Annotated in this window: 24 protein-coding genes and 2 pseudogenes; 8 read left to right on the top strand and 18 right to left on the bottom strand. The window is 58.4% G+C overall.

The genetic code is table 11. The annotated features are described in order from the left end of the window. Positions 1-290: 290 nt before the first annotated feature. From AC0L23_RS34235 to AC0L23_RS34250, 4 genes are all read right to left on the bottom strand, one after another. A complete protein-coding gene (locus tag AC0L23_RS34235; RefSeq protein WP_259217533.1) occupies positions 291-1,637 on the bottom strand; it encodes an alpha/beta hydrolase in 1,347 nt (448 codons plus the stop codon). 11 nt (positions 1,638-1,648) lie between these two features. Continuing rightward, positions 1,649-2,803 carry a S1 family peptidase gene (locus AC0L23_RS34240; protein ID WP_231189437.1) on the bottom strand — a complete coding sequence of 385 codons (1,155 nt, stop codon included), beginning with the start codon at positions 2,801-2,803 and terminating at the stop codon, positions 1,649-1,651. 20 nt (positions 2,804-2,823) lie between these two features. After that, positions 2,824-3,399 (bottom strand): M12 family metallopeptidase, encoded by a 576-nt coding sequence (locus AC0L23_RS34245; protein WP_231189440.1) that lies wholly within the window; start codon positions 3,397-3,399, stop codon positions 2,824-2,826. Between the two features lie 103 nt (positions 3,400-3,502). After that, positions 3,503-4,585, bottom strand: a complete 1,083-nt coding sequence (locus tag AC0L23_RS34250; RefSeq protein ID WP_204513360.1) for a hypothetical protein — start codon at positions 4,583-4,585, stop codon at positions 3,503-3,505. Positions 4,586-4,848: 263 nt separating this feature from the next. On the opposite strand from AC0L23_RS34250, the gene AC0L23_RS34255 reads away from it, so the two are divergent. From AC0L23_RS34255 to AC0L23_RS34265, 3 genes are all read left to right on the top strand, one after another. Then, a complete protein-coding gene (locus tag AC0L23_RS34255) occupies positions 4,849-6,198 on the top strand; it encodes a carbon-nitrogen hydrolase family protein (RefSeq protein ID WP_473357994.1) in 1,350 nt (449 codons plus the stop codon). 75 nt (positions 6,199-6,273) lie between these two features. Next, a complete protein-coding gene (locus AC0L23_RS34260) occupies positions 6,274-7,227 on the top strand; it encodes a helix-turn-helix domain-containing protein (protein WP_204513358.1) in 954 nt (317 codons plus the stop codon). Then, positions 7,217-7,660 (top strand): hypothetical protein, encoded by a 444-nt coding sequence (locus AC0L23_RS34265; protein ID WP_085351816.1) that lies wholly within the window; start codon positions 7,217-7,219, stop codon positions 7,658-7,660. Before AC0L23_RS34260 ends, AC0L23_RS34265 begins: the two co-directional genes overlap by 11 nt. Positions 7,661-7,944: 284 nt before the next feature. Here AC0L23_RS34265 and AC0L23_RS34270 read toward each other — a convergent pair whose 3' ends face one another. Continuing rightward, the gene (locus AC0L23_RS34270) at positions 7,945-8,901 is read right to left on the bottom strand and encodes a response regulator (RefSeq protein WP_204513356.1); all 957 of its coding nucleotides are present in this window, start codon (positions 8,899-8,901) and stop codon (positions 7,945-7,947) included. A gap of 1,205 nt (positions 8,902-10,106) precedes the next feature. On the opposite strand from AC0L23_RS34270, the gene AC0L23_RS34275 reads away from it, so the two are divergent. Together AC0L23_RS34275 and sugE are read left to right on the top strand one after the other, a co-directional pair. Further along, positions 10,107-10,979, top strand: a complete 873-nt coding sequence (locus tag AC0L23_RS34275) for a radical SAM/SPASM domain-containing protein (protein ID WP_210350941.1) — start codon at positions 10,107-10,109, stop codon at positions 10,977-10,979. A gap of 92 nt (positions 10,980-11,071) precedes the next feature. After that, a complete protein-coding gene (sugE, locus tag AC0L23_RS34280) occupies positions 11,072-11,386 on the top strand; it encodes a quaternary ammonium compound efflux SMR transporter SugE (protein ID WP_204513354.1) in 315 nt (104 codons plus the stop codon). A gap of 657 nt (positions 11,387-12,043) precedes the next feature. Here the strand turns inward: sugE and AC0L23_RS34285 are convergent. Genes AC0L23_RS34285 through AC0L23_RS34295 form a run of 3 tightly spaced genes read right to left on the bottom strand, consistent with a single transcriptional unit; the run spans position 12,044 to position 13,751 of the window. After that, entirely contained in the window at positions 12,044-12,565 is a 522-nt protein-coding gene (locus tag AC0L23_RS34285; RefSeq protein ID WP_473357995.1) for a thermonuclease family protein, read from the bottom strand. Continuing rightward, the gene (locus AC0L23_RS34290) at positions 12,553-12,978 is read right to left on the bottom strand and encodes an SAM-dependent methyltransferase (protein WP_473297100.1); all 426 of its coding nucleotides are present in this window, start codon (positions 12,976-12,978) and stop codon (positions 12,553-12,555) included. Before AC0L23_RS34290 ends, AC0L23_RS34285 begins: the two co-directional genes overlap by 13 nt. A 20-nt stretch (positions 12,979-12,998) precedes the next feature. Continuing rightward, positions 12,999-13,751 carry an energy-coupling factor ABC transporter permease gene (locus AC0L23_RS34295; RefSeq protein WP_473357996.1) on the bottom strand — a complete coding sequence of 251 codons (753 nt, stop codon included), beginning with the start codon at positions 13,749-13,751 and terminating at the stop codon, positions 12,999-13,001. A gap of 373 nt (positions 13,752-14,124) precedes the next feature. On the opposite strand from AC0L23_RS34295, the pseudogene AC0L23_RS34300 reads away from it, so the two are divergent. Further along, positions 14,125-14,490 (top strand): annotated as a pseudogene (locus AC0L23_RS34300) (RMD1 family protein); the annotation flags it as partial. Between the two features lie 803 nt (positions 14,491-15,293). Here the strand turns inward: AC0L23_RS34300 and AC0L23_RS34305 are convergent. The 4 genes from AC0L23_RS34305 to AC0L23_RS34320 form a co-directional block, all read right to left on the bottom strand. After that, positions 15,294-15,824: a hypothetical protein gene (locus tag AC0L23_RS34305; protein WP_473357997.1), complete on the bottom strand. Its 531-nt coding sequence runs from the start codon at positions 15,822-15,824 to the stop codon at positions 15,294-15,296. A gap of 428 nt (positions 15,825-16,252) precedes the next feature. Beyond that, a complete protein-coding gene (locus AC0L23_RS34310; RefSeq protein ID WP_007600062.1) occupies positions 16,253-16,549 on the bottom strand; it encodes a ferredoxin family protein in 297 nt (98 codons plus the stop codon). Positions 16,550-16,589: 40 nt separating this feature from the next. Next, the gene (locus AC0L23_RS34315; protein ID WP_473297104.1) at positions 16,590-17,897 is read right to left on the bottom strand and encodes an FAD-binding protein; all 1,308 of its coding nucleotides are present in this window, start codon (positions 17,895-17,897) and stop codon (positions 16,590-16,592) included. Between the two features lie 11 nt (positions 17,898-17,908). Beyond that, positions 17,909-19,024 carry an electron transfer flavoprotein subunit alpha/FixB family protein gene (locus tag AC0L23_RS34320; RefSeq protein ID WP_433994762.1) on the bottom strand — a complete coding sequence of 372 codons (1,116 nt, stop codon included), beginning with the start codon at positions 19,022-19,024 and terminating at the stop codon, positions 17,909-17,911. Positions 19,025-19,346: 322 nt separating this feature from the next. On the opposite strand from AC0L23_RS34320, the gene AC0L23_RS34325 reads away from it, so the two are divergent. Next, positions 19,347-19,835 (top strand): hypothetical protein, encoded by a 489-nt coding sequence (locus AC0L23_RS34325; RefSeq protein ID WP_473357998.1) that lies wholly within the window; start codon positions 19,347-19,349, stop codon positions 19,833-19,835. Positions 19,836-20,174: 339 nt separating this feature from the next. Here AC0L23_RS34325 and nifW read toward each other — a convergent pair whose 3' ends face one another. The 4 genes and pseudogenes from nifW to nifH all read right to left on the bottom strand — a co-directional run bounded on the left by nifW (position 20,175) and on the right by nifH (position 22,890). Further along, positions 20,175-20,507, bottom strand: a complete 333-nt coding sequence (gene nifW, locus AC0L23_RS34330) for a nitrogenase stabilizing/protective protein NifW (RefSeq protein ID WP_473265632.1) — start codon at positions 20,505-20,507, stop codon at positions 20,175-20,177. Between the two features lie 106 nt (positions 20,508-20,613). Further along, a pseudogene (locus AC0L23_RS34335) lies at positions 20,614-21,043 on the bottom strand (homocitrate synthase/isopropylmalate synthase family protein); the annotation flags it as partial. 161 nt (positions 21,044-21,204) lie between these two features. After that, a complete protein-coding gene (locus AC0L23_RS34340; protein WP_473357999.1) occupies positions 21,205-21,933 on the bottom strand; it encodes a nitrogen fixation protein NifQ in 729 nt (242 codons plus the stop codon). 66 nt (positions 21,934-21,999) lie between these two features. Next, complete coding sequence (gene nifH / locus AC0L23_RS34345; protein ID WP_007600043.1) at positions 22,000-22,890, bottom strand: nitrogenase iron protein; 891 nt, start codon at positions 22,888-22,890, stop codon at positions 22,000-22,002. Positions 22,891-23,421: 531 nt separating this feature from the next. Between nifH and AC0L23_RS34350 the strand changes: the two genes are divergently transcribed. After that, on the top strand, positions 23,422-23,976 hold the full coding sequence (locus AC0L23_RS34350) for a peroxiredoxin (protein WP_219682354.1): 555 nt from the start codon (positions 23,422-23,424) through the stop codon (positions 23,974-23,976). Positions 23,977-24,014: 38 nt separating this feature from the next. On the opposite strand, the gene AC0L23_RS34355 is transcribed toward AC0L23_RS34350, so the two are convergent. Both AC0L23_RS34355 and aepX read right to left on the bottom strand, forming a co-directional pair. Next, a complete protein-coding gene (locus AC0L23_RS34355; RefSeq protein WP_473358000.1) occupies positions 24,015-24,191 on the bottom strand; it encodes a transposase DNA-binding-containing protein in 177 nt (58 codons plus the stop codon). A gap of 1,525 nt (positions 24,192-25,716) precedes the next feature. Beyond that, on the bottom strand, positions 25,717-26,568 hold the full coding sequence (gene aepX / locus AC0L23_RS34360) for a phosphoenolpyruvate mutase (RefSeq protein WP_473358004.1): 852 nt from the start codon (positions 26,566-26,568) through the stop codon (positions 25,717-25,719). Positions 26,569-26,606: the final 38 nt, after the last annotated feature.

A 26,606-nucleotide genomic window follows, 5' to 3' on the forward strand; every position in this document is an offset into this window, starting at 1 on the left:
TTTGGCACATATCGGAAAAGAGACCTACGAATTTGGTTGCCGCTTTCCGCAAGGCAAATTATTCGACACGCCGAACTCACACGTGACTCGAGCCAATGGCGCGCCAGTAACTGCGGCCCGTTATTTTGATGGGCGCACCAGACTCGAACCTGGGACCCGCTGATTGAGAAACCACATCCGCCGTACAATCAATCAGTTTTCGCCTCCGTGCGTTTTCATTTTCGCGTTGAACGCGCACACATCTGCCAGGTTTGTGGCCCACAACTCTGCAAACAGCCGAAGAGCGATTCTTAATATGGATACATCCAATAAGTCGTATTCGAATCGTCGGGCATCGATCGCAGGGTCGGCGTCCGCTGCGGGGGTTTAAGATGCGTCGAAGACGAGATGATCCGGCCTATGTCATCGAGAACCGCGCGGCTGGTTGAGTACGTACTGTGATTTAGAGCAAACATTTCGCTTCCCACAGCAGAAACATCGACCGTTTCGATACCGGGCACGAGAGTTGGCCCGCTCTTGGTTACGAACCCCATTCGCGACGCGGATTGCGCTTTCTCCATGGAGGCGAGCAACGCGAGATCCGTCGAGGACGCGTATAGCGTCACCGCGCCCGCCGCTGCCTTGATTTGGCTCGCGCGCTGAAGATAAATGTCGCGATCCACGTCCGGGGCCGCAAAAATCAATTCAGTAATCCCGAGCGCTGTCTGGCTCAGCGCGGCTTGCTGCAAGGCGCCCAAAACCACCTCGCTGCCCAGACTATGCGCAATCACGATAATCCGTGACACTTTGCCCGCCGTTTTAATGAGCTGGAGGAGATCGAACAAGCCATCCGGAGCGTACAAAGCACTCTCCCGATCGTAGTCATAGTCCTTCACTCCGCCCTTGGACGGCCAGGAGTACATCATGACACGGCCTTTGTAGTTCGCGTCGAAAGCAATTTGAGCCGCCTTGAAGGCTGCGTCCGAAAAGGCAACGTTGTAGCCGTGCACAAAGAGCATCAGGCTGTCGGCCGGATTTGCGATAGCGGAAGCAAACTCCTCACGAGAAAGACGATCGAGCTTCTGGATTCGGAAGTGCTTTCCATCGGCCTCCGCCTCCTTGCGCATCCCGAACCAGCTTGTCTTCGGCGTTTCGACTTCTCCCATCTTGTGAACGATGGGAATGCTAACCGTCACGCAGCCAAATGTGTTGGTGGCCGCACGACTATAGGAGATCTGGGTCAATTCCAGACCGGACCCACCGGTCACCACGCGATTGGTGGCGAAGTAGACGGGTACCAACCCCTTAATCACAGATCTATTGACCACCACCGCGGCTCCGGTGCTGCGTTTGTCGGGAGGCGCCTCCTCGCTCGCCTCACCGGTTGTCCGTCGCCACGGCCGATAGGCATGATAGTGCCGGACATGGTGGTAGTACCCGGGGCCATAGCGATAGCCGTATTTCTTGAACGCGCTCTCATGTTTCTGGGGCGCCTTCTGTATATGCCGGTTGGCCTGCTGCGAGGCCGGACCCTGGTGGGCGCAACCGGTCGCGAGCGCGCAAAACAAGACAATGAGCACTGTTCGAAGCTGCTGGAACGCGTGGCCGAGCCGATGCAACCGGTTCGAACCTCGAATTGGCAAGACGAGCATGACCATCGATCAGCTACCTACTTTGCAAGGGTTTGGGAAACGTTGACCGTAGCGCCCAGCCATCCGCGATACCTGTCGACAGCAGGTCCGCTGGTAAGCTTGTAGGTGAAGCGAACCTCCGCCCCGCCGCCGTTGATCGCGCAACCGATATTGCTGGCACCATTGGCGGTCTCAACGTGCCACGTGCACCCTGTGATGCGGTAGCCGGGCTCAGCAGGGAAAGTCTCGGCGTAGTCCGCCGAATGCTCCGCAAATACGACCGGGTGATCGTCCTTGGTTTTGTCCACCGTATACGCCCGCTCGATCAGCTTCGGGTCGACGAGCTGCGACACCGGGACGTTCACGATGAGGCGGCGGTCTTCGGGCAGAAGCGTATGGATCGCTCCGGAGAGGATTTCGGGGATCTTCACGCCGGCATTGGCTTGCGTCTGCACATGCGTGGAATTCAGTTTGGTCCAGTTCTCAAACGAGATCGTTGTCTCGACCCACTTGGTCCAGCAAACAGACGGCTGCGGAATGGCCGCGATCATGCTGTACAGGGGGCTTGCAGTAATCACGGTGGCGGGAATGATGAAGTTGACGCCAAAAACATCCGCCTCGTTCCACTTGACGATGCCGCCAACTGCGATCCCCAGCAGGGCGCCGAACTCGTTGAATGCGGGGCCGCCGCTGTTGCCGACGTTCATGACCGTGTTCGTTTGCCAGCGACCGTTCGGGCTAGTCTGGTTGCTTATCAGACCGCTCGATATGCTCAGATCCAGATCGAGCGGATAACCGAGCAGATAAAGCTGAGTCCCCATCGGGGCTTGCTGGTTGTCATCGATCACGGGCATCGGACAACGAGAGGCGCCTCCGCTGTTTCCGGCGGACTGCGACAGCTCGAGAAGAGCCAAGTCTCTGGCATCGTCGCGATGAACCGCAGTGACTTTGATCGGGTTCGCATTGCGCGACCCGAGACGGGCATTGACTTCGAAGCTCTTATAGTTCTCCTCGCGTCCGATCACATGGCTGTTGGTCAGCACGAGGCTGTCGCCGATGAGCAGCCCGGAGCCGCCGCCGACTTCCTGCTTGTCGTTGTACATCACGCCAACGAACTGGACGTGAACCGTCCTGACGTTGTAACGCGCAGCAATTTGCACTGCCGCACGATCCGCCTGCGCGGGAGCGCCCATGAATACCAAAGGGCCGAGTGTCAGGAGGGATAGAATGTCCTGACAGCGGCGATATCGAGAGGGCTGAGCTGTCCGTTTCCGTTCCATGCTGGATTACAATAGTTCATTATGGAATTGGGGTCGTACTTGGTGACTTTATAATCGCCGACCGAGCCAGAAGCTTTCTCGTTGCGGCACTGCTCCGGCGCATCGTCGCGGTTCTGTTCATGGGTGAAACCAAGAGCATGTCCGAACTCGTGGACTGCAACCGCACGAATGCAGAACTCGCGTCTATTTCGACAGCCCTTGCTCCAATGATCGAAACTGAAATTGAGAGTCATGCCCGATGGCTTGCGGTCGAGATACTTGCCGACGACGTCGGTGTGGGCACCCTCATCAGAGACTCGCACGTGCACACCCGGCGCGCCGTCGGTACAGGACGGCCAGGTCTTCGAAAACCGCACGCCACCTTGCGCCGCAGTCTCCCACGTTTCCGCAACCGCTTTTCGAACAAGATCGGCATACTTTTGATCCTTCGGCTGCAGGTTTTCCCAGCAGACCGGTATCTCTTTGATGTCCCATTTCGAGCCGCGAATGACCGTGCCGTACAATTCCATTTCGGAGACTCCCGAAGGAAGCGCAGGTTGAGCGTTCGCCCCCCAGCAGAACAAGAGGACGAGCAACAGAACGAGTCTGGGCGGCCACGGGCGAAACATTTTCCTACTGCGTCGGTGTAGGGGTCGGCGGGAACACAGGCACTGGCGCCACAATGAAACCATTTGTCCGAGGCCCAGCGCCCGTACGGCGCCCGGTGGACCCGGCTGCTCCCGGGAATTCCTGCGACTTTTCTCCTCCCGGCGAGGGTGCCGTGTAAATTGGATTGTCCTTTGATCCAAGCGGCGGCGTTTTGTCCGCATAGCCGGCGGACCCGGATTTGGCTCCGTTAGCAAGGACGGCATTCGGACCGTTGATGTAGATTCCGAGATTACTGAATTGCTGAGCGGAGGCCGACGCCTGGACTGCAGCAGGCGTCCAGCGCGACGAGGTGAGAGAGTATTTTGCCTCGACGCCGCCAGTAACCTGGACTGAAAACGTGTACGTCATTTGCGCCGGCTCCGCGCTCTCCGAAGGCATGGCCGGCGTGAGATTGTTGGCGGCTATGAGGATCGCGTTGTCCCGTAACCAAGCTGCGAGCGGCTTGGATGCATCGACAATGATGCGCTTGTAGGCGGCGCGGTCCGGATACTTATGCTCGGCGAGGCCCTCGAGTTCGATCAGGTCCGCAGGCGCTCCTCGATAGCAGCCACGCTCATACCTTGCTGGATCCGCCGGCGCCGGCGCCGTATCGGACGCTAGCTGGGCGTTCTGCTTCATCAGAAATGACCAGATCAGGTCATAGGTATCCTGGGCTGAAGCAGTGGGGCCCACATGGGTCACGTCATTACTGCTCACGCTCAGAATCCTTTTGTAGTCGAATGCTGTACCGGATCCGAGCCCGCCGGTATCGGTCACCTTCAACTCCAGAAAGAATGTGCCGTACAGGAAGGGGTCGATGTCGAAATGAGCGTACCTATCGAACGCCTCTTCAGGCCGCCTCTTGTAGATCTTCAGGTATTCCTTTCGCCTCTCGCGTTCGAGCTGGTAGAAAGTCACGACCTCACACCTGATCGACTTGAGAAAGTACGGCAGCTCACCCACCGTGATCACACCTGTCTGCGGGTCATGAATATGATACAGGCTGGTGCACCCGCCCACGGCAAGGCAGATGCCAATGCCAGCCGCGGCTCGGCTGAATATCCCCATATGAACGCCCCCGTCCGCGTGCCTGAGCACCCGCGGATCTCCCGTGCACATTGAAAAACAGTCCGCATGGGTTCGTCAATAGCATCGTGACAACAATGCAGCTTTTCGTTGTCCCCACTCGGTTTTGCGCAGATTTTCACTGCGGTCGTACACTTCTGCGAAAGCGAGTCACTTGTGGCGGCTCGGCACCGGCCGACAAGTGTGAGCAACTGGTCGGGCCGATTGCAAAATCGTCGGCGCACGCCTATCGATGGAATATATTGGTGGTGGTGATTGGGACGAAAATTTTGCCTGGGCGCGTGGACAGCCGAGCCGAAACGTCAGTTTTTGATGCCTGGAAGAAGGAGGCGCGGGAGCTTGCCGCGCGGCAGGAGCTAGTCACGAAGGCCAGTCGGGATGATCTCAGGAAAGCTCTGATCGAGCTCGATACGCTGTTTCGGAATGCTCCGGGAAGCGTGCACAAGGCCTACCGAAATCTTACAGAAAAGCGAATCGAGGACGCACGAGAGAGCTTCACCGGCGCAATAGGAGATGGCCATCTCTCTTGGTCGCTGTCCGATGAGACGCCTGAACTCGCGGCCGTAAGAATGGGCGGCCTGATACGGGAACTCGATCGTGCGCTTGCTGATCGGCGGTCTCATTGGCCGATCGCGCCGAGTGAGTGGCACGTCGAGCAGCTTAGATGTTGGTTCATTCCGCGGCAGGGCGTGAGCGCATTGCGTCCGGCTCGAAGGCTGCAGGCCTACTCAAAACGAGGCCTGCTCTTTCATCGGATCTTGCCCTCAGTGATACAGGGCTATCCTGTCCAGGTCGTGGATACTCGCACATTGCATAGTACCGCACCGGATGTGAGCGAATGGAAGATGGGCGCTTGCCTGTTCAAGCCACTAGAGCTCGAGCCAGAGTTCTGTTCAACAGAGGGCGATAAGCGCTTCATCATCTCGGGCATTGAGGTGCCGTTAGCTGAGGACACGATTTCTCAGCAGATCAGTCAGGCTCTGAAGGAGAACTGCATCGCGATTGTGTGGCCCGAGTTAACCGTCTCGCCGGAATTGCGCGAGAAGATCCTCAAGCTCGTTCGAGATCGCGACATTACGGACGAGCTGGAAGCTCCCGAAATTCTGATTCCAGGGACCTGGCACGAGACAACCGACCGTGGGATCGTCAACCGAGCCCGGATCTACAACGGCTATGGAGAGGAGCGCCTGATCTACGACAAGATCGCCCCGTACGCGGACGATGGTTGGGGAACGGAAAACATCGCTGCGGGTGACCGCGTATGTGTCCTGGCAACCGAAGGCGCTTTGATTGGGATCGCCATTTGCCTGGATTTCTGTGACGTCTGCGAGACACCCTTCAGCGAACTCGATGTGGACGTGATGCTTGTCCCATCGATGGGAAACGACCGCACGATGCACGGCCACCAGATCACTGCGGCTCAGGTTGAGGTGCGGTTCGGCACCCGTAGCTTCGTGGTGCAGCATCCGACCCAAACAGCGCTCAAAGATCACAGAATAGGTAGCATCCTACCGCTTCTGAAGGAACCCAGCGCGGTTTCTCTCGAGGAACTCGGTCAAAAAAGCGTTTGGGCTGCCTACAAATGGGGCCCTTGACACCTAGATTCGGGGACTAAAATCAGAGTAAATCGTTGTAAAACGTTCTTAATGGTTGTGGTGTAGGGCTAGCCCATGTCGGACGTAGCATTGGAAAAGATAGAGACGGGCGAAGCGACGGCGAGCGAGGCACGGCGTGTCATTTCGGACCTCCTCAAAGAGGGCTCCGAAAGAAGCTTGGAGCGCCTCTATGCAACACTCGGGGCGTGGGTTTGGAACGCCCTTGAAAGCCGTCGGCGTGACCCTGAGCTGCGGGAATGGTTCGATATCTTGCGTCGGATGAGCGCAACACTCGGACCAAGGAATGCTGCCTATGCGGAGCGCTTCAGAGCATTCTACGACCTTCTGCAGATGTCGATCAATACCTCGAAGCTCGCGCGTCCAGACGAGGTCATGCATCGTCAGCACGTCGTCGCAATACTTGCGTTACTCCGCGACACACCGTCGGGCCAGATGGAAAAGGCAGCGATCGCAAAGAGGTTGTCTCTGAGAGATGCAAATCTCAGCCGTATCCTCCGCCTCATGACGAATGCGCGTTTCGTGGAGCGAACAACACAGGGCAAATTCGCTCATTTCGCGCTGACGCGTGACGGCTTGCTTGCGTTAGAAAAGCGCGAAGCGAAGGAGCGTGGCGGGTCAACCCATCTCGTTCGAGACAAATTTCCGGTAGCCGCCCACCCGCTCCACCTAGCAGCAGATGCAGACACGGTTGTTCGCACCTTTATTGATTTGGCAATGCAGGGCTCATCGCACGCCACAGCTGGGACGCTGAACGCGAGCGCTGTCGGCGTCCGGCGAGCGATGGAGGACTATCTGCTCCATTTCCATGGGCCGGCACCCGCCGCGCCCGGATATATGAAGGCGAGGACGAAAAGCTCCTATCAAGCTCTTACCGTCGCTGTCGTACAGGCAAAAAAGGCCGAAGCGCACGGCTCCTACACGATAGAACCCATGACGAGTGCCAAAGCCGTCTCATTCCCCGTGGGGATCCTGCATCTGCAGGGAGAGGACACCGAACATGTCGAATGAAGATCTTAGTGCTTCGAAGCCGGATGAGGTGCAAAGCGATCCCGACGCTGTCATGTTGTATGGAAGCGCCCTGGTCGACCGGCTTACATATATCTCGGCGACATTCAGCTCGCTGGTCATGAGTATGGGCAGAGCTGCGCGTGACAATCGCGATGTCCTAGTCCCGCTCGTCGAGGTGAAGTTCGAGGGGCCGACCGGCCAGGACGACACTGTATCCAACACCTTTTTTTCGGGGCTAGTGCCGCTCGAAAATATAGCTTTCGTTCTCGAGGATATGTCTAGCGATCTCACGACTGTTTGCCATCACTTAAGCGCGGTGGGTGCCGGCCCGGTGAAACCTGACTTCAAGCGACTGGGCGAGACGAAGAGGCTTTTAAGCGAAGCCAAGGATAACCTCGAAAAGTGTCTGGCCGATTTGGAAAGAATCGGCTGACGCTCGCGAAAGCGAGGGCTCGAGGTGGTCGGCTGCCAGCCAGGCACCAGGCAAAACCACCTACTTCTTCGAATGGCAACGAGAGTGGTGGCACGTCGGCGACCTAGACTTTATACAAGAGGACGCCGCTTTCCTGATCATACCTGAGGAGTCTCATGGTGCGGCTCGGATCTTCTTTGATGACGCCGAGAGGGAATATATCGGACCCAACTACAAGTGCCCGTTCATCGATCCGTATTGGGATCTTCAAAAATTGAAAACTACACTCAAGGCGCCATAGCAAACTATAAGGAGAACACTTCTTCAACGTCCAAGAGCCTGTAAATCCCCGTTCGCCCTTGGGGAACCAAGTCGATCGTGTTGTTCAACTTGGCGCGAAGCCTTGGCACGAAGACGTCCAGTCGAACGTGCTTATCACCTTTCTCTCTACGCAGCACCTCGATGTTGAAGACTTCGCTATCGATAGCATGACCCTGCACCGCACAGAGATGGCGCAGGAAAATGTGTTCGGTTATCGAAAGCCGCTTGGAGATCCCCAAACGATCGGTAATCTGACGATCACCAATCGTGAACATCCAATTCCCGATCCGAAACCTCCGGCCGGAATGCGATTGCTTGGAACGCCTCTCGGTATGCGTTCTTCGCCAGACCGACATTGCCCGGGGTGCGATTGCCATGAAGCCGTAGGATTTTTCGACGTAATCATCTGCTCCATACTCGATGAGAGGTGGCGCCTCCTCGTCAATCGGCAGATTAGAACATACGATGATGCCAGCATTCGTATTGTTGATTACAGCTTTCACGAAAGCTTTGCCCGTTTCCTTGTCGGTCGGCTTTCCCCAGTATTCCGAGATATCAAGGTCAAGGAAATACAAGTCGATATCATCTTTCTCGAGATATTGGCGAGCGCTTGCTACGTCGTTGACCCACTCTATCTTGCAATCAAGCTGCCCAATTTTCGTCAGGGGATTTTTTAACGCCGTTCCAATGCGATCTGCATCAGCCTTATCGTCATCGACGATTAGGATGCGGGGGGCACGCATCACATCGGCCGGACCGGAAGGACTCTTGTCTGCGAGATCGGTAGGCTTTTTGGTCGAAGCCATCACTCGGTCAGCCGCCCCTGCATCAGCATCGACAACAGAAAGCACGGCATGATCGCGATCTCCGGCTTGTGCCCAGCGTGAAGCAAAACCGTGGAGAGCGTGATTACCGTCAAGAAGGCGATCAACATCTTCCAAGATGGCTCGTCCGCAGTCATAGCGACCTCCACAATTAGGGCACATAGCCCCCATACCCTACATAACGCACAATTTCCTACCTGAGATTGGTAAACGAAACACTAAGCTGCCAGGGCATCGAGGACATGACCAAGCGGCAAGAGTGCGGCTATCGAAGTCGCTTGAGGACGTCGTTGTACGCGACACCGAGCGAGAAGCGCATCAAGGTCGGCAGGACGCTCGGAGTCGAAGCGAAATTGCGCGTGCCACTCGAGCTTTGTCCGATGAACACCGCAATGGGGTTGTCGGTGAACTGCCCCCCGTGAAAGACGATGAGCGAACCGCGCCCGAGCCAACCGTGAAACTGCCCATCGCGATATCGTAGATATAGGTGAAGTCGCCCGTGCCCTACTAGCGCCGCCGACTTGCCAGCGGTTTAGAAAAAGTCGGAAGCCAGTAGGGCGGAACATTCGTACGCAAGGCCAGCGCGGCCCCACTCCTGTTCTGGACCATCATCGAGAAGACGCCTCGCAAGTCCGGCCGTAGCGCTGGCGCCCCGATATTTATCCAGCCGCCTCCCGAGCATGGGAGAGCATGACGACGCCGCTCCCTTGTATAGCGTTTCCAACTATTGAAATTCACGACTTGCTGCATGAAGTCGTGTAAAGAATTCGCACTCTTGACTGCGGCAAAGTGCACTCCCAGTCGGCACTTCGCGCGGCCGGTCCCGATGCACGTCGATGATGATGACATGGCCCTCGGGGCGGCGGCAACGGCCTCACATTTCATAGGAAGGCTGCCATTCAACTCATTTCGAGAGAGCTTGAATCGTACATAGCGTCATATTGTACGCTTTCGATCGCAGTTGCGCCTCCGTTGTGCCATTGCGAAGACAGTTATCGCGGATGTGTCGGCTTATGGACAATACCGCCAATGGCATGAGTGATGCTTGTTGGAACAAGCGAGAGGTTAGATCGACGCCGTCGATGCATGTGCACTCGGCAGCCACCGGATCCTGCTGGACTGGGGGCGCTAGGGTGAGTGAGCCATCGGCGCTGTCTTCATCTATCGCGGCCGCGGCTTGCGACCGTGAAGTGTCGCGGTGATGGGCGACGAACCGAGGATGATGCATGAGCGAACCGACATGAGGGATGCAACGCGAGGGTGCCCCCTCAAGATCTCTTTGTTCCCAATGGCGGAGCGCGGACGTGGATAATATACAATCGATGACTGCACAGGAGCTGCGCTCTGCAATTAGTGGCGGCAGGGTCTTGGAGGTAACCACGACAACGGGCTGTGTCGTCGGATGTTCTTATTGCCCGCAGGACAAGTTCGCCGAACGGCAAAGAGCTATATCCGACGTGAAGCATCTTTCTTTGCAGGATTTCAAGCGATGCCTGGCGCGCGTACCAGCAACTGTGGACATCAGCTTTTCCGGGTATTCGGAGCCTTGGCTCAATCCGGCTTGCACCGAAATGGTTGAGCATGCCTACGCGTGTGGCCATGGAATCCGGATTTTCACAACCCTCGTAGGAATGAATGGGCGGGATCTAAGACGCTTGCGTGCGTTGCAGTTCCGCGGTTTCCTGGTGCACGTTTTTGACGACGGCACGCATATGGACAGTGGTCTCGTCAGACGCAACTATGTCGATTTGATGCGCCAACTTGTTGATGCCGGCATTTCGTCACTGCTCTTCATAGTCATGGGCGAGGTGCATCCTGAACTACTCGACATAATACCTGACGAAGCGCTCGTTCGCTCGCGTCCCCCGCGCAGCAGGCCTGGGAGCGGCGAGCTTAGGATGGTTGAAGCACGACAGCCAATCCTTGGAGCGTTGAGATGTCCAGACGAACGGCAATATCGGAATGTTCTTCTGCCAAACGGCGACGTTACCTTCTGCTGCATGGATTTTGAGCGACGCCACGTTCTGGGCAACCTTCTCCGCGACAGACACAAGGATCTCTTCGAAGGGGCGGCTTTTTGCAGGATTACCAGTCGCATGAACGGCGCGGACGGTTTTCTACTTTGTCGATCGTGTGAATTCGCCGAGCCACTGAGGTCGGAATGCTCATCCTTGAGAGCAGTTGACCCTGACTGATCGAAACGAATCGGGAGCCCAGGCGAGGACGGCCTTGCCGCTCATCATCACATCAGCCGCGGGGACGACCCCGCCATGAACGGAGGGTTGCCATGGCCTGGAGCATTTTGTTGGTCGCGGGTCTCCTGGAAGTCGCCTGGGCAATCGGACTCAAATACACTCAGGGCTTTACCAAGCTTGTTCCGTCCGTGCTCACGCTCGCGGCCATGGCCGGCAGCGTGATCCTGCTCGGCCTTGCTCTGAAGACGCTGCCCATTGGAACTGCCTATGCGGTCTGGACCGGCATCGGTGCGGTCGGCACCGCGGCGCTCGGCATCATCCTGTTCGGGGAGCCGGCCGCCGCGTTTCGCTTTGCCAGCATCGGACTGATCGTGGCCGGCATTGTCGGGCTGAAGCTCGTGTCCTGACGAAAACATCGAAGCATTGACCAACAGCAGGTCAGCGCCGCAACGATCGCAGAGACTGGCCGCCGTGTTTGTCGGCCTGGGCGCGTTCCAGCGCACCGCCGAGGGGCGCGGCGCCGAGAAGGGAGCAGTGATGATGGCCGAAGAAAGTCGCCGTGAACCGGATGCCGATGCAGGCCCTCTGGGCCGAGACCTGTTGACCGCGAGCCTCAGTGTCGCAACGCGAACGCCCATGGTGAGGACGATACGCCCGTCGACAATCGGCGTGCCCACGGCCATGGCGTCTGGCACGATGTAACACCCGGAGCGGCACGAACAATTCGCCTCCGAACTCGCGAATACGAATAGAACAGTAATGGATCCCAGGTATGCCGCTGATGCTCCGGGGCGCCGGCCAAGAAAGGTCGCTTGCCCGAGTCATGCGATGTCTGCCCTACGGAGCTGCAGGGAGAAGATGCATCACAGAACGATATGATCGGCAGAGCGTCTTCGTTTTCTCCGAACTGCTTCCGACCATCCCGCCCAAGAGTACGGGACCATCCTACTCGTTGAGCATGGTTGGGCGGCAGTGGTGAGCTTGACTCACTCCCGATCGAGCCAGCTCGCCCGTGACTGTCACCTCACGCGGAGCAACCGCGTATTCTGGTGTAGGGGTAGCCATCAAGGATGTGCGTTCGCGTCGTCAGAACAGCTGGCTGGTCGACCACCCAACCGAATGCACGCTCGATATAACCAAGGTACGGCAAAGCTGCCCGCCCATAAGCCCAGCCCGGCACGATCGGCCGCGCGTTGCGCAGCATAGTATCGTCCCCTGGAGTATTGCTTCCAATCGAGCACGAGACCGTTGCGCACCAACCATTCTCCAATATCGGTGCCACCAGCTGAACAGGTCGCTATCGTCCGTCCACACTCATCCTCCAGGACTGGAACGCAACTGACTTCGCGATCTTCAACGAAGCTTTCAAGATCGCGCGCGGCCTTGAGGCCACATTGATAGAGATTGCCCTTGATATCTCGGCACATTTGGGTCTCATCCGGCGCGTCAATGCCCCAGAGTCGAACGCGTGTTCTGTTGATTTCAAGGGTGTCGGTGCTGATGACCTTTGCCGGCCCCGTCAGCCCGCCGGCCAGGACGATGCTGAACAGTGCGAGCATGGTCAACACCATGATCAATCCTGGCATGGCGATTTTCTTTGTCGGACCGCGACCATTCCCGACGAGCGCAGCAGAGCGCTGCCAAGTGGCCAAAGGCGCTCGATCGCAGCAGTGCTAATGTTCCGTAGGTAAGCTCGCTCGACAGATGATTCCTCCTGAATCAGCAGCGCACCCCTCCCCTCACCTCCAACCTCGCCCGCGATGCTGTGCGACCCGGCTGCTGCGCTGAGCGAATCGGGCCCGTGCTCCACGTCATTGCGGCAGTCCGCCTCGGCTGCATCGCGCACCGGCAGGACGAACTCCGTCGTGCGCGTCCGCTGATTAGCGACGAAGCAGGCGCAGACGGCCGGCCGCAAGTCGGCGTGATAAGATTTCCCGGTGACCTTGTCCGAAATGAGCATAAGCTCGGCCGCCTTTCTGGCACCGATAGCAGCAAGCACGCGCCGTCCGCGGTCGCTGCTCACGGCAACTGTAAGGGAAAGCGTATGCATCGCTTGAGCAAAACGGGCGCTCCGACGACCCTCGTTGTTATCAACGGAAACATGCCTTCTACAGGCGGTTGGCGACAACTCCGCCCGCAGTCACGCCGCCCAACTTGTTTCGCGAGCGCCAGCACAGCCATCTCAACCTCTAGCTGGACCAGGGCCACAAGTGCGTAGGAAACCCCGAACCATGCGATGTTATAGAGATTGGCGGTGCCGAAGCCCGCGCGGTAGAGGGCCCAAAACGTGACGCAGACAACGATACCAGACTGATACGCCGTCGAGAGGGCAAGCGCCTTGCTGTACTGCAGATCGCGATGCGCGGTGTTGGACGGGATGAGCCGACTGGCGAGCGCCTGCATTGCAAACAACGGCACCAGAAGCGTCGTGGCGTTCATACCAAATTGCGGCAGGTCGGCCGGAACAAAGAGTATATTTTCCAGCAACTGGCCGAGCGCAAGACCAAACGCAGCCGCCGCCGCGCCGAACAACAGAAACAGCATCGAGCCGGGAACGAAGCGCACCTCGGAGACGCCAACCGCAACGTGCGGCAGGATCTCGAAGAACATGAACACAAGCGTCGCGGCGATGGCTTGCAGGGCAAATGACAGAGCGCCCCGCTCGCGCATAGTCTCGACCAGAAGCTTGGCGGCGACGCAGCACGTCGCAAGGCCTATGGCGTAGCTCAACACAAGCTTGGCGCCTGTTACTATTCCCGGTTCGATATGCATGGTCCAGGTCCCTCTTGCCTTTTTACTCGGGCCTTGTGTGGTAGACCGCTCGAAACCGCATTTCAGTTTCCGCACCTGGGTCGACCGCTAACGTCCTGCTTCCGCCATGTCGGACCTGGTGTGCACTCAGCCTCCGCTCGGTCTGCGAGATTTCGATAGCAACAGCTATGCCACCCCGCCACCGCCCTTAAGCCTCTGATTGCGCGTCGAAACGTTCCGCCCCCGCAAGGCTCGCCGTGTGAGCTAGCTGACATACTCTGGATGAAATTGAACACACATGGGTGCCCCGCCTTTGCTCAACCTGTGCCGTTTCGAACAATCGTTCTACCTCCCCTCTTGAATCGGAAATCCTCCGGCCGCCGGCGCGAAGACACCCTTTGCACGCGAACTAGCCGAGCGCGGCCGACCGCGCGGGGACCCAAGGGCATTCTCCAGCTGATCGGCGATGCGCTCCTGGTCCAGCAGCGTGTGGCGGGCCGCGCAGCCATTGCGGAGAAGCCCGACGCACTCTGGGGCAAGCCGGCGCTGGAGCGGCTCTATTCGCGCCTGAAAGACGAAGACGAATTGAAGGAGCGGCTTGAGATGCTCCAGCGCAAACTGCGGGCCATCTCCGGAACGGCCAACGCGCCGACGGGCATCATCGAGACACGGCGCTCGCTGCGTTTGGAGGGTTATAGTCGTGCTGATCGCGATGGAAGTTGCGATCGGATGCGGTCAGACTATTGCAGCAGCTCAGTGAAGTGCGGCTGGTCACAGCACGTGAGGCGCTTTCCTGGCCTCTGAGCGGACTTACTAACGTATCAGGCCCGGTTGTTGCGCGGAACACGCTGTTCGGCGCACGCAGCGGCGTGTTTTGGCCAAGCCGTCGCCCTGATCGTGCACGCGAGGTGCGACGAAATCCGGGTGCGGCTCGCGGCCCAGCAAATAGGCGAGGCGACTTCCGGCGCAATTCTCCGGAAATCGATCAACGATCATGCGTGTATGGCAGACGCGCGGCAGAGCGTTCACCCCGACGATCCAGCGTGACCCGAGAAGACCCTTTGTCAGTTTGCGGCGGACCGCCACTGAGCTTGTCCGCTGTTGCCGAGTAGCTCGCGGAATACTTGCCCTTCCCCCGTCGTTCGCCAGCGCGCGGCCAGTGATGACCGGAACAAGGACGGTCGATTTCACCAGAGCGCCTCGCTATGAGCGATCGCCTTTCGCCGCTTTGACACATCGCCGCGGCTCGGTCGACGTCTCCTTCGGTGATTTCCCTTGCTTGGCTATTAGCGAAAGGCTCCAGGATCGACGAGCGCAGCGCACTGCGCGGGCTGAACCGCGGTCCTCGGGTTCACTAACGCGACGGTCGCCGAGCTATACGCGCTCGGGACTGCAATGGAGCGTGCATGGCAGCTCCGCGTCAGCGATAAACGGACGACAAGGAACTGCGCCGCGAATTTCAAGCAATTTTGTCCTCGCAAGCAGGCACCGAGATTTCCGACGTCCCTGTTGCCTGTAGACATTCCATCTGCAGGGACATTGTCCTCAAAGCGCCCTCGCCACTCACGTGCCGTCGGCAGCTTCCCTCAAATCCACTTCTGAACCGATCCCGCCATGGCGATGCTTAGCTGGCTCGTTCAGAAGGCCGGCGAGCCTGAGGCCTTCAAGGACGCCTTCGAGCCGCTGTTCGCGAACGATTGCGGCGAGCAGCGAAACGGCCTCCTCCCGATGGACGGTGAAGCCGACGTCAGGCGCTCGCTGAACCAAGAGGTCCAGCAAGGTCGGAAGTTCAGCAACGTGGTCGCGTAAGGTCGAGACCACATCATTGGCGAGATAGGTCGCCAAATCCCCTTTCGCCGGCGGATCAAAGTCTAACTCGACCGCGGCGCGCTTCTCGATTGCCTGTCGTATCAACTCGCGCTGGCTTCGTGCATTCATCCAGAGCATGAACGCCGCATCCGCGAGCTTCTCGCGCGGCAAGCTTCTCAGTTCGACTATGCGAGCCTGGATGTCGCCAACCGAACTCTCACGCCCTGCATCTGCTCGCCGCGCGTTAGCGGCTGCCCTGCTCTTTTGTACCCGAACCATCGTCATGCTCTCCGGCGGACGATATATGCCGTCGATACAGCGGAATGAAAGTGCAAAGTTGTGTGGTGCATGCGCCCAGTCCGGCTGACGAACGCGGAACCGGCGGTCGCGCGAAGACTCAGAACGCGCTATTTTCGTGATGCCCTCGTGCTTTTCTAGTCTACAAGGCGCGGAATGGCATGTTGTCGGGTCGGAGGCTACGGCCGAGCGAAGGCCTGCTTCCAACATTCCGTCAGTAGGTGATAGGCAGCGAGGTGGTGGCGGCGGGCGGATCACCGCCACCTTCCAGGGAGGACGAAACTGGCCAGAACCGCCGGGTAGATGGAAAGATTGGGACACTGGTTGAACGTGCCCGGGTTAACCCCGATTCACGCGTGATCTCGTTGGATCGCGAGAACGACGCAGCCGCCGTGGCAGGGCCCTCACCCGAAGTGTTAACCGAACTTGAATAGGACACCGTAACCGCCGCGTGGGTAACTCCACTCGATATCACCACTTTCTTCGCAGATCACCCTGCAGGTGCCGCACTCGATACACCCGTCGACTGTCACCTCAACATGACCTTTATCGCTGAGCTCGTAGCACCGTGCAGGGCAGGCCTTCAACATCGATAAGAGCCGCGAGGATGGCGTGGTGTGCGGACGCACCTTGATATGGGCACGGCCGGAATCGACAAGATAACGGTTGTAGAATAGTTTATCCTCGACACGTTGGGATGGCTCGCTCGGCATTGTTTCTGGCTCCGTCGTTCGTCGTTGTCTTAGGTTTGGATCACCGCCAGGCCCGGGCAATGCGCAGGGCATCGCTAAACAGCCCACTCCAAGACCGCGCCTTAATGAACGAGCTCAGCATCAGCTTCTCTTTCTCGAGCTTTGGTGTGCCGTCGACGCGCACGTAATCCTGCATCGCCTTGGAGAAGAGCTGCGGATATGTGAGAAAGAAGTTCTGCGAGTGGGTATGCATGAGTGCCGGCATATCCTTGTACTTCTTCAGGTCCTTGATCACGAAAGAATCAGTAAGCATTTTCTTGTAAAGCGAAAGATTTTTGGCCGTCATCGGATCTTTTCGCGATCTGATAAGGCAGATCGCTTCCGCCGCGATACGGCCCGACGTCATCGCCAAATTGGACCCCTCGCGATGGATGGCGTTGTTAAGCTGGGCGGCGTCTCCGACGACCACCCAGCCCTCCCCGCAAAGCTGCGGAATTGCCCTGTACCCACCTTCGGGGATCAAGTGCGCGGAATATTCCTTGACCTCCGAACCCTCGATGAGCGGCGCGACGGACGGGTGACGCTTGAAACCCTCAAGCAGGCCGTAAGGCGTCTCGCCGGTACGCTGGAAGTCGGCAACAAGACAGCCAATACCGAGCGAGATGCATTCCTTATTGGAATAGATGAAGCCCATGCCGGTCATGCCGCGGGAGATGGTTCCGGCCGCTTCGATGACGAGCCCCTCGTCGCCTTTGAGATTGAAGCGAGCGTCGATTGTCTCGCGCGACAAAAAATGCATCTCCTTAACCGCGAGTGCGACCTTGTCCGGTTTCGGCCGCCCTCTTAAGCCCGCACCCGTCCCGAGCACTCCGTTCACCCCCTCGGCCAACACGACAACATCTGCATGGATTTCACCCCCATCGCGGTCTGTGCGCACCCCGACGACCCTGCCATGGGAATCCCGGAGGAGCTCGGTCACCGTGGTCTCGCACAGCAGCGTAGCGCCGGCCTCGCGGACCTTCTGGGAGAACCATTTATCGAACTGGGCACGGATGATGGTGTAGCGGTTCGGCTTCTCCTCGTTGAAATCATCGGATCGATAGTGAATCCCGGTGTGCGAACGCTCGTCCACGATCCAGAAGCGTTGCTCGACCAGATGCCGCTCAAGCGGCGCATCTTCTCGGAAATTCGGGATCAGCTTCTCCAGCATATCGGCATAAAGGATGGCCCCTTGCACGTTCTTCGACCCGGAATACTCGCCGCGTTCCAGCTGCAGCACTTTCAGACCCCGCTCGGCCATTGTAAGCGCCGCCGCGTTCCCGCCCATGCCAGCACCGACGACGATGGCGTCGAATCTTTCCTGAATCATAACAAGCTCCCCTAGCCAGCGATGCGGTCGTGCGAGTGCGGCGATAGCTGCGCGCGGAATGCAGAGGTCAATGCCGGCAACAGTCGAATGGCGTCGGTGACGATGCCGATATGGGCAAAGTCGAAGATCGGAGCGTTCTTGTCAGTGTTGATGGCAACGATGAGGTCGCCGCCCTCCACGCCGACGCGATGCTGGATAGCGCCGGAAATGCCGGCCGCGATATAGAGCTTTGGCCGGATGGTTTTCCCGGTCTGGCCGATTTGTCGGTCCGAGGTGGCCCAGCCCTTCTGGACCAGCGGCCGCGAGCAGCCATATTCGGCGCCAAGCACGTCCGCGAGCTGGTGTACAAGTTGGAAATTTTCAGGCGATCCCAGACCGAGCCCTCCAGCGACGACCACGTCGGCATAGGCAAGGTTGGACTTTGCAGAATCGCGGTCTGGCAGGAAGGACAGGACCTTTGTGACGATATCTTCTTCTACAAGCCCGAGCGGATGCGAGATGACGCGCGAGACGGCGCCTGTCACGCGCTCGGGCATCGGCATCACGCGCGGACGGACGGTTGCCATCTGTGGACGATAGTTGAGTGTGTAGATCGTGCACAACAGTGAGCCGCCAAACGTCGGCCGGGTCGCCGCAAGCGAGCCGTCGGCATCGACATCGAGCTCGGTGCAGTCCGCAGTTAGGCCGGTGAGCAATGTGGTGGCCACTGAGCCGGCGAGATCGCGGCCGAGTGTTGTTGCCCCTAGGAGTAGGATTTCCGGCTTATAAGTGTTGACCAGCTCTGACAGAGCTTTCGTATAGGACTGGTTGCGATAATCGGCCAAGAGATTGTCCGCGACGATATAGGCGAGGTCGGCGCCGTAGCAGAAGGATTCGGCGACCGCCTGCTGCGTTGTCTCCCCGACCGGGCCGATGACAACCGCGGCGAGGTCAACATTGAGCTTGTCGGCGAGCCGGCGGCCGGCCCCCATCAGCTCCCATGAGACGGGGTGCACAACGCCGCGTTCCTGCTCGATGAAAACCCAGACGTGCTTATACGGCTTAAATCGCTCGGGCAGTTCCCTCTTGGTCGCCGCGCGACCACCACCCGCGGCCGGAGCTGCACTTTTCGGTGCGGTGCTCATCATCTGTACTCCCATTCGCTTTCAGTAGCGGCTCGCCAGCGGCGCATGCTCCGCCTCCAGGTTTGGAATTTGCGCTTGAAGATTTCTTCAGTTAAGCGTCGGGCCGGATGCCGGCCCGCATCGCGTCAGCACGGCCTGGCAGCAGCGTGGGGCCGATACAGCCGTTGCTGGACCTTGACGACGAGCCCGGAAGCACGCGCTTCCGGTTCGTTCCGGATGCGGCATTCTGGGACGACGGTTTGGTTCCCGGCACTGCTAAGGCACCGACCGGGCCGGTCAGGCGTGCCGATCGATTGGTCCTCCTCATCTTAGAGATGCAACCGAGGTGCAACAGATCAAGGACCTGCGAGGGGCTCGGCTGGTACGATTGTCGGCCGCGTCGTTGCCGGTGGAAGCGCGATCTCATTGCTCCGAGTGCGCTTGTTTCTTGCCGATCATAGCGACAGGCCCGCAACTCCTGGCGAGGACAGGAGGGGCGGCGCTCAAGGCGCCCGGTCAACAGCGCCGCACGGCCGGCGCTGTTGAGCAACGGCTCTCCCCGCGAAACCTCGGGCAGGGATCGGCCAACGGGGGCGCACGAATCAAACGCACCTTTCAGCTCAGCCAGGTATGCGACCATCGCTTTGGCGCCGCGACGCATTATGGTGCCGGCAGGCAGCGCGCGCGAACCTGCGCGGCGTCAAAAATAAAATCGATGCGAACCAAGACGTGCATGCGCTGCTCCAAACTAGCTGAGCATATGTCAGCAATTGTCGTACCAATTGCGCAGGCGATGAAAATTGGCCGCTATTTCAAAATCTTACTGAAGAAGTAAGTCGGATTGGCGGCCTCTCACGAGGTCGAAACATTCGAGACCGTACTGACCCGTGTCCGGAATGCGACAGAAGACACTCATCTGAACCTTGCTGAGTTTTCCGCGCAACATGTGCGGTCCCGCTGCCGGCGCATGATTGCAGGAGATAGGTACACCTGCGTACCAGCTCGAAAGGATGGAAATATCGGCGGCGAGTCGTGATTGGCCCCTAAGGAGCCGTGGTGATGAACTGCGGATCCGCGAGGCCGCAACTGCAGCTTTCCGCTTGAATTCGAAGCCATGGCTTGCTGTCAGGCTCTCGGGACCTTCACGGTCCAGAGCACGACATATAAGCTCAATTCACTCCAACAAATCGAGCTGGACCAATGCGGGATGCATGTTCGCTTGTGGTGCGGTCGCATCCTTCAGCACCTTGAATACGCGCTGTTCGATCGGGGAGGACGTGACGAAGTCGGCATAGGCGCGCTCAAGCGTGGCCTTGCAACGCGCGGTGATCTCAGGATCAGATGCACCGGTCAACTCCTCGCCTGCGAGATATTGGCCCATGCGACGCAGGATGTGAAGCCGCGCCACATCGACGATTTTCGCATCGTACTCGACGCCGAGCAGTGCAAAAAAATCCTCTGCCGCCGAGGCCTTGTTCAATCGCGCAAGGATCCCATCCGTCGTCATTCTCAACCTCCATCTCGATCCGCGCCCAGAAACGACCAGGCTGGAATGTTTCAACCGATCGCGCGACGCGCGTGGCTGATTCGCTGTTGACGAGCGAGCTCTCGTGAATGTCGCGCCAAATCGCCACCCCCGTTTCCTGCGCAACCAGACCTTGGTGCTCGATGGCATGCTTGCGGACGGGCGCGGGGATGGTTTCGCTTTGCTCGGCGCCGAAAGAAAGTTGCACGATAGCAGCAAGGTAATCGCGGCGAACCCTGAATGCTTGCCGATCACAATCCGGGGGGAGCGCTCGAGCAGCCCCGGGTCTAGCCCTTCGTAGCTGCGCCAGGTCCTTTAACAGCCCGTGGACGTGGATGCCGGATTCATTGTTAAAGACATGCTCGTCGACAATCGCCTTGTTGAGCGGGACGGTACGGGACGCAGCGGCTGCAACGACGACCGCGACTTTTTTCCAGTTCGGATAGCAGCACGCCGGTATCAACGCAACAGAGCTGTCTGAGTGCGACGGCAACTTCCTTCAGCGGCGCGTTGTCGGCTCCGCCAGATATCAACCCGCGATCATCAGACGCCGCCTCGGCCCGTGGGTCGGGTACGCGCAATCGTTTGCCCCGGTCTGTTTTCACCCCCATGCGACAGGTGGCCGAAAGCTCGTAGGATATACCCGCAATGGCGCCAAAGAGGGGTATCAATAATGAACTCAGCCTTTCAAGCTTGGGACGGCTTGGACGGTGTCATCAAGGCGGCGCAGATGATCCCGCCGACGTCCGGCCATCCGGCTCTCCCCGCTCTCTTCGCCGAAGCAAAGATCAAAATCATTGCATTCCGTGCAGACCGGCGTGGTACACATCACCAGGCCGTCATCTTCGCATAGCATGCGATAGAAGAAGCGCTTCCAGCGCATGTTCTTCGTGTTGCGAGCCGCCAGCGGCCCGAAATGGCGCATGAGGACACGGGACAATTCATCCCGCTTCCGCAGGCCGAGATCTTCCCACAAGTGATTAGGCTCCATGGCGCGCCGCGCGATCATCGTCGCCAGCCAGCCGCCAACCTCGCCATGAGTGGAACGTTGCGCAAGCAGGAGGTCGCGTACCATAACTGTCTCGTCAGGCGCCGGTAAGGCGGACTGTTCGCGCCAGGTACAGCTCCTGACCGGGGTGGATGGGAAGTGTTGCACCAAGAGCCCAGTGAGCTCCTGGTTGGTCAAGCCAGCCCGTTCGGGAAGTTGGCCGCCATCCATGGCTGATGTGGCCAGAATGCAAGCCAGCACATGGCGATCGAAGTCGTCATTGTCGCTGATGTCGACTTCTGCGGGATGGCGCCCGGTCAGAAGCTTGTAGAGCTCACTCGCGTCTCGCTGCTTGGCGACGTGAGCTACCGACACGCGAGATGAGATCGTGTCGGTCGTTTTTCCTTGTGTGCCGATCATAACTTTCGCACAGCTTCTGAGTGGACGAGGTCGGCCTTCCCGGATCGAGAAGGCCGACAACATGAACTATGCCGAAATAGCGGCAAGCTCGGCAGCGGTCTTGCCGACCTGGCTCTCGTCGACGGGCTTGATGATGCCGTGCTCCATGAGCATATCTTCAAGCTCGTCCATGCTGATTGGCGTCGGGATAGCGCCTTGTCCGGCATTATTGTGGATCTTGGTCGCGAGATTGCGATAGTGATCCGCCTGCTTGGAGTCCGGCGCGTATTCCAGCACCGTCATTCGGCGCAGCTCCGCGTGCTGCACGACATTGTCGCGCGGCACGAAGTAGATCAGCCGGCTGCCGAGCTTCTTGGCAAGAGCATCGGCAAGCTCCAGCTCCTTGTCGGTCTGCCGCTCGTTGCAGATCAGGCCGCCGAGACGCACGCCGCCGGAATTCGCATACTTCAGAATACCCTTGGAGATGTTGTTGGCAGCATACATCGCCATCATCTCGCCGGACATCACGATGTAGATTTCCTGTGCCTTATTCTCACGGATAGGCATCGCGAAGCCGCCGCAGACGACGTCGCCGAGCACGTCGTAAGAGACGTAGTCGATGTCCTCATAAGCGCCATTCTCTTCCAGAAAGTTGATGGACGTGATCACGCCCCGTCCGGCGCAGCCGACCCCCGGCTCCGGACCACCGGACTCGACGCATCGAATGTCCCTGTAGCCGAGCTTGATGACGTCCTCGATTTCGAGGTCCTCGACGCTGCCGGCATTCGCCGCCAGGCTCAGAATGGTGTCTTGCGCTTTGGCGTGCAGGATGAGGCGAGTCGAGTCCGCTTTGGGATCGCAGCCGACGATCAGAATCCTTTGGCCCAGCTCAGCAAGGGCCGCCAGCGTATTTTGCGACGTCGTCGATTTGCCGATGCCACCCTTGCCATAAAACGCGATTTGTCTCAGCGAAGACATGTTGCTCTCCATCAACCGATTGCCAATTTTTCGCGCCGAATGCGCGAGCCTGTTTCTCTCGTAGAAACCATGGACACACGAGTTTCGGGAAGGAGGCCATCGCTCGCCATCAGCGTCGGCGTGCCCTCAGCCCTCGCTCGTTGTTGCTCCATCCAGTTAGCAACTGGCGTGCCATTTCCTTCGCGCCTGCGTTAAGCCTTTGATCACGCTCAACTAACCGCGTGGCCTCGGACGCCGGCGGGCTGTGGCGGACCGGACAGCCGCAAGGGCTCTGACCGAAACCCGACAAAGACTCGGCGCTCGGATTCCACTACGAGCGCCGGCCAAGGAGCACAAACGGGAAATCCCGCGCCTTAAGCCCGAGACGATTGAGGAGACGACATGTTGCAGATCGGGCTCGAGGACATCGCCACCATCAAAGGCGAACGTTCCACGACGGGCATGGCGGGCACTTGCCGCCAGATCGGGTGGCATACTGCTTGCTCAGTCGCGGAATGCTGTTCCGTGTGCCCCCGATGTTGTGAGGACAATATGCTTGGAATTGGAAGTAAGTTGCCGCCGTTCGACATCATAGGCGTGAAGCCCGGCTTTCACCTGCAGGAGGAGGACGGGCAAAGCGCTTTCGAGACGCTGACTGAGAGAAGTTTCCCCGGCAAATGGAAAGTCATCTTCTTTTACCCGAAGGATTTCACATTCGTCTGCCCGACCGAAATCGCCGAATTTGCCCGCCTGTCGAAGGATTTCGCCGATCGCGACGCAATCGTGCTTGGCGGGTCGACCGATAACGAGTTTTGCAAGCTCGCCTGGCGGCGTGACCACAAGGACCTGCACCGTCTATCCATCTGGCAGTTTGCCGACACCAAGGGCGCACTGGTCGATGGCCTTGGAGTGCGCTCGCGTGATGGCATCGCACATCGCTATACCTTCATCATCGATCCTGAGAACACGGTCCAGCATGTCTATGCGACCAACCTCAATGTAGGCCGCAGCCCGACTGACACGTTGCGCGTTCTGGATGCGATACAGACTGACGAGCTCTGCCCTTGCAACCGCGAGATCGGCGGCGACACGCTTAAAACTGCCTGAGGCAACATGTCGATCGTGCAGTGGCCAGAATGTCCGCCTCACTGACCCGGTGAGTTGGAGAAAAAACGATACGCAGGCTTGGTGTTGGCCCAGTCCTGGCGCACCAGCGGAACACTTTCGCCCTTGACGCTGCCGATCTGCGCTAGCAGTTTGCGAGCCTCTTGTTCAGGCGCTCGTCGGCAAGGCTGCAACCAGAGAGCTCGCGAGCAAACCATGCGTCGGCTTCTTCGTCCATTTGCACCGGCCCCTGCGAACCGCTGCCAGACAAAGAATCACGTTCGATTCCTGCGAGCAATGGTTTGTGCGCTCCCTCAGCCCGTTCGACTAAAAGTGGGTAATTGAAAGCCTCACCGAAGGGTTAGGCACCGACCGATTTCGGCCAACAAGCGTGCGATTGGCCTACCATCACATGCTTGGCACAAGATCACGTGTCGTGAGGATACGGCAGAGCGGTTGTCGTCGCGCTTTGCCGGTGTGGGCGTCCGTCCAGCACATCGAGATTACTCGCGCGTCGAAAGCCGGCTGGAGGAATGGCTGCGGATCGAGTCGCCGGCAGGAAAGGAGGCGCCCACCAAATATTGGTTGTCAGCGCTTCCGGCGAACATTAGCTTCCGATAGTTCGTCGATCTTAAGCTGCGCTGGCGCATTGGGCGCGACTGCCACGAACTCAAACAAGAAGTTGGCGTTGGCCACCTAGAGTGGCGAAGCTGGCGTGGCTCCCACCGTCAGGTAACACCGTGCATTGCCGCGTACGGATTTCTGGTGTCCGAGCGAGAAACGATTCCTCTCTCAGAAACAGCTTCCACCAAGCTGTTCAAGGAAGCTGCAGTTCCCGAAGCTTATCGACCGAGGGATCCGCCATTGCGGACTGAGCGACACGTCCCAAATTCGATCGCTAAGGTTCGGAGAAGTTTGAACGCAGCTCTCGTACCACACTTTTTCAATGACCTTGTTGCATCGGGCCAATGTCACGTCGAAGTCGGTGACAATTATGACGCAGTAGGACTAATCGCTACGGATGACGCCATTGAGCTGTCGCTAACGATCCGAAACGGAATTTCGAGAGAGATTGGACATTCGATCACATAATTTGGTCCCATCGGGTGAACATCTGAAAGACGAATTCTCCCCGACGGTTATGATCGCATTTGACGAGGTTTGCACTTGCCGCGCCCATGCTGCAGAAAGGCATTTTACGACGCCGTTGGGAACAACACGTTCCTTGATTGCGCGAGGCGATAGCGGACGAGGCGGTTCACTCAATGAACGCTGTCAACCTTATCCGCGAACGCATTGGCGAACTCGGCTCATTCTCGACAAGTCAATTCGCGTTACCGACAAATCTAAGTTATTCTCGTTCATCCTACACTAATTCCGCGGAATGCACTCCAACTAGCTGCTCGCCAACTCCCGCCTTGCGATCATGAGAAATATTACGAAGCCACTCACGGCGCGGAGGGAGACGTGAGGCATTAGCCGAGTTGAGTGCGATGCCGTGGCATCCACTGCGCAGAGATTTGGCTCCAGCGAACAGGCAATGGTCCACTGCCCGCCCGAGTTAGACCGTCGGCACAACACCTGTGTCAGAGTTTTCGATGGATGCGCGTCCTGATACGTGTAACGAGAGCCGGGCGACAATTGAGCCGGCGTCGAAATCGCCGCTCGGTAGGTCGTTTCTGCAAGTTGCCATTCAGGCAATCGGCGCCAAGTTATGGTGCGCTTTCGTACGCAATGTTGTGTTCACGACAGATAGCGCGCTTCCGCGCGGGCAAGTTCGTCATACCTCAACAGTTCGAAGACCTCGTCGAGCGTCGCAATATTAGGCTCAATGCCGGCAACGCCTTCTTCAGCAATGATGCGACGGCAGATCTGCCGCATTGCCGCTATTGCAGCTCGCACTGAGTGGTTGGCCCAGATCACTGTTGAGATGCGGGCACTACGATACGCAGAGACCGGTGTTCGATAGTATGTCGTTGGCACAATCACGACGGGCAATCGGTTTTGCCAGGTGCGCGTGAAGGAAAGAACCTCGTCCGCGGTGCTCTTTCGCGAGTGAATGAGGATCGCATCCGCACCCGCGTCCGCGTAGGCGTGAGCGCGTAAAATTGCTTCGTCCATGCAATGCCCCGCGATCAACGCCTCGATCCGGGCCACGAGGACCAGGTCTTCTGCGACTGTATCCTTGACCGCCCGCAGGCGCCCGGAGAATTCGTCGATATCGGCGAGCGGATGACGATCGCCAATAAGCGAGTTCATCTTTGGAAAGCAGCTATCCTCCAGCGCAACGCCCGCAGCGCCTCGCTGACGGAGCTTGCGGGCGAGGAGGCGTGCATTGTTGAAATTCCCGAAGCCGCCATCCCCATCAACCAGAACAGGCAGTTTGGTCGAGTCCACGATCCGCTCGACTGCATCGACAAGTTGGCTCCATGACGCTTCGTTGACATCACGATAGCCGAGAGAGCAGGCAATTGAAAGACCCGACGCCCACAGACCTTTGAACCCTGCGCGCTCGGCGATGGCAGCGGAGAGGCCGTTATGCGCTTCCATGAGGACGGAGAGTTCAAGATCGGAGCAAACCTGTGCCCGCAGCATTTCTGCGGGCGAGGATGCGGTGCATCGATCAGGACCGT

The sequence above is a fragment of the Bradyrhizobium sp. MI1.4 genome, from assembly GCF_055811315.1.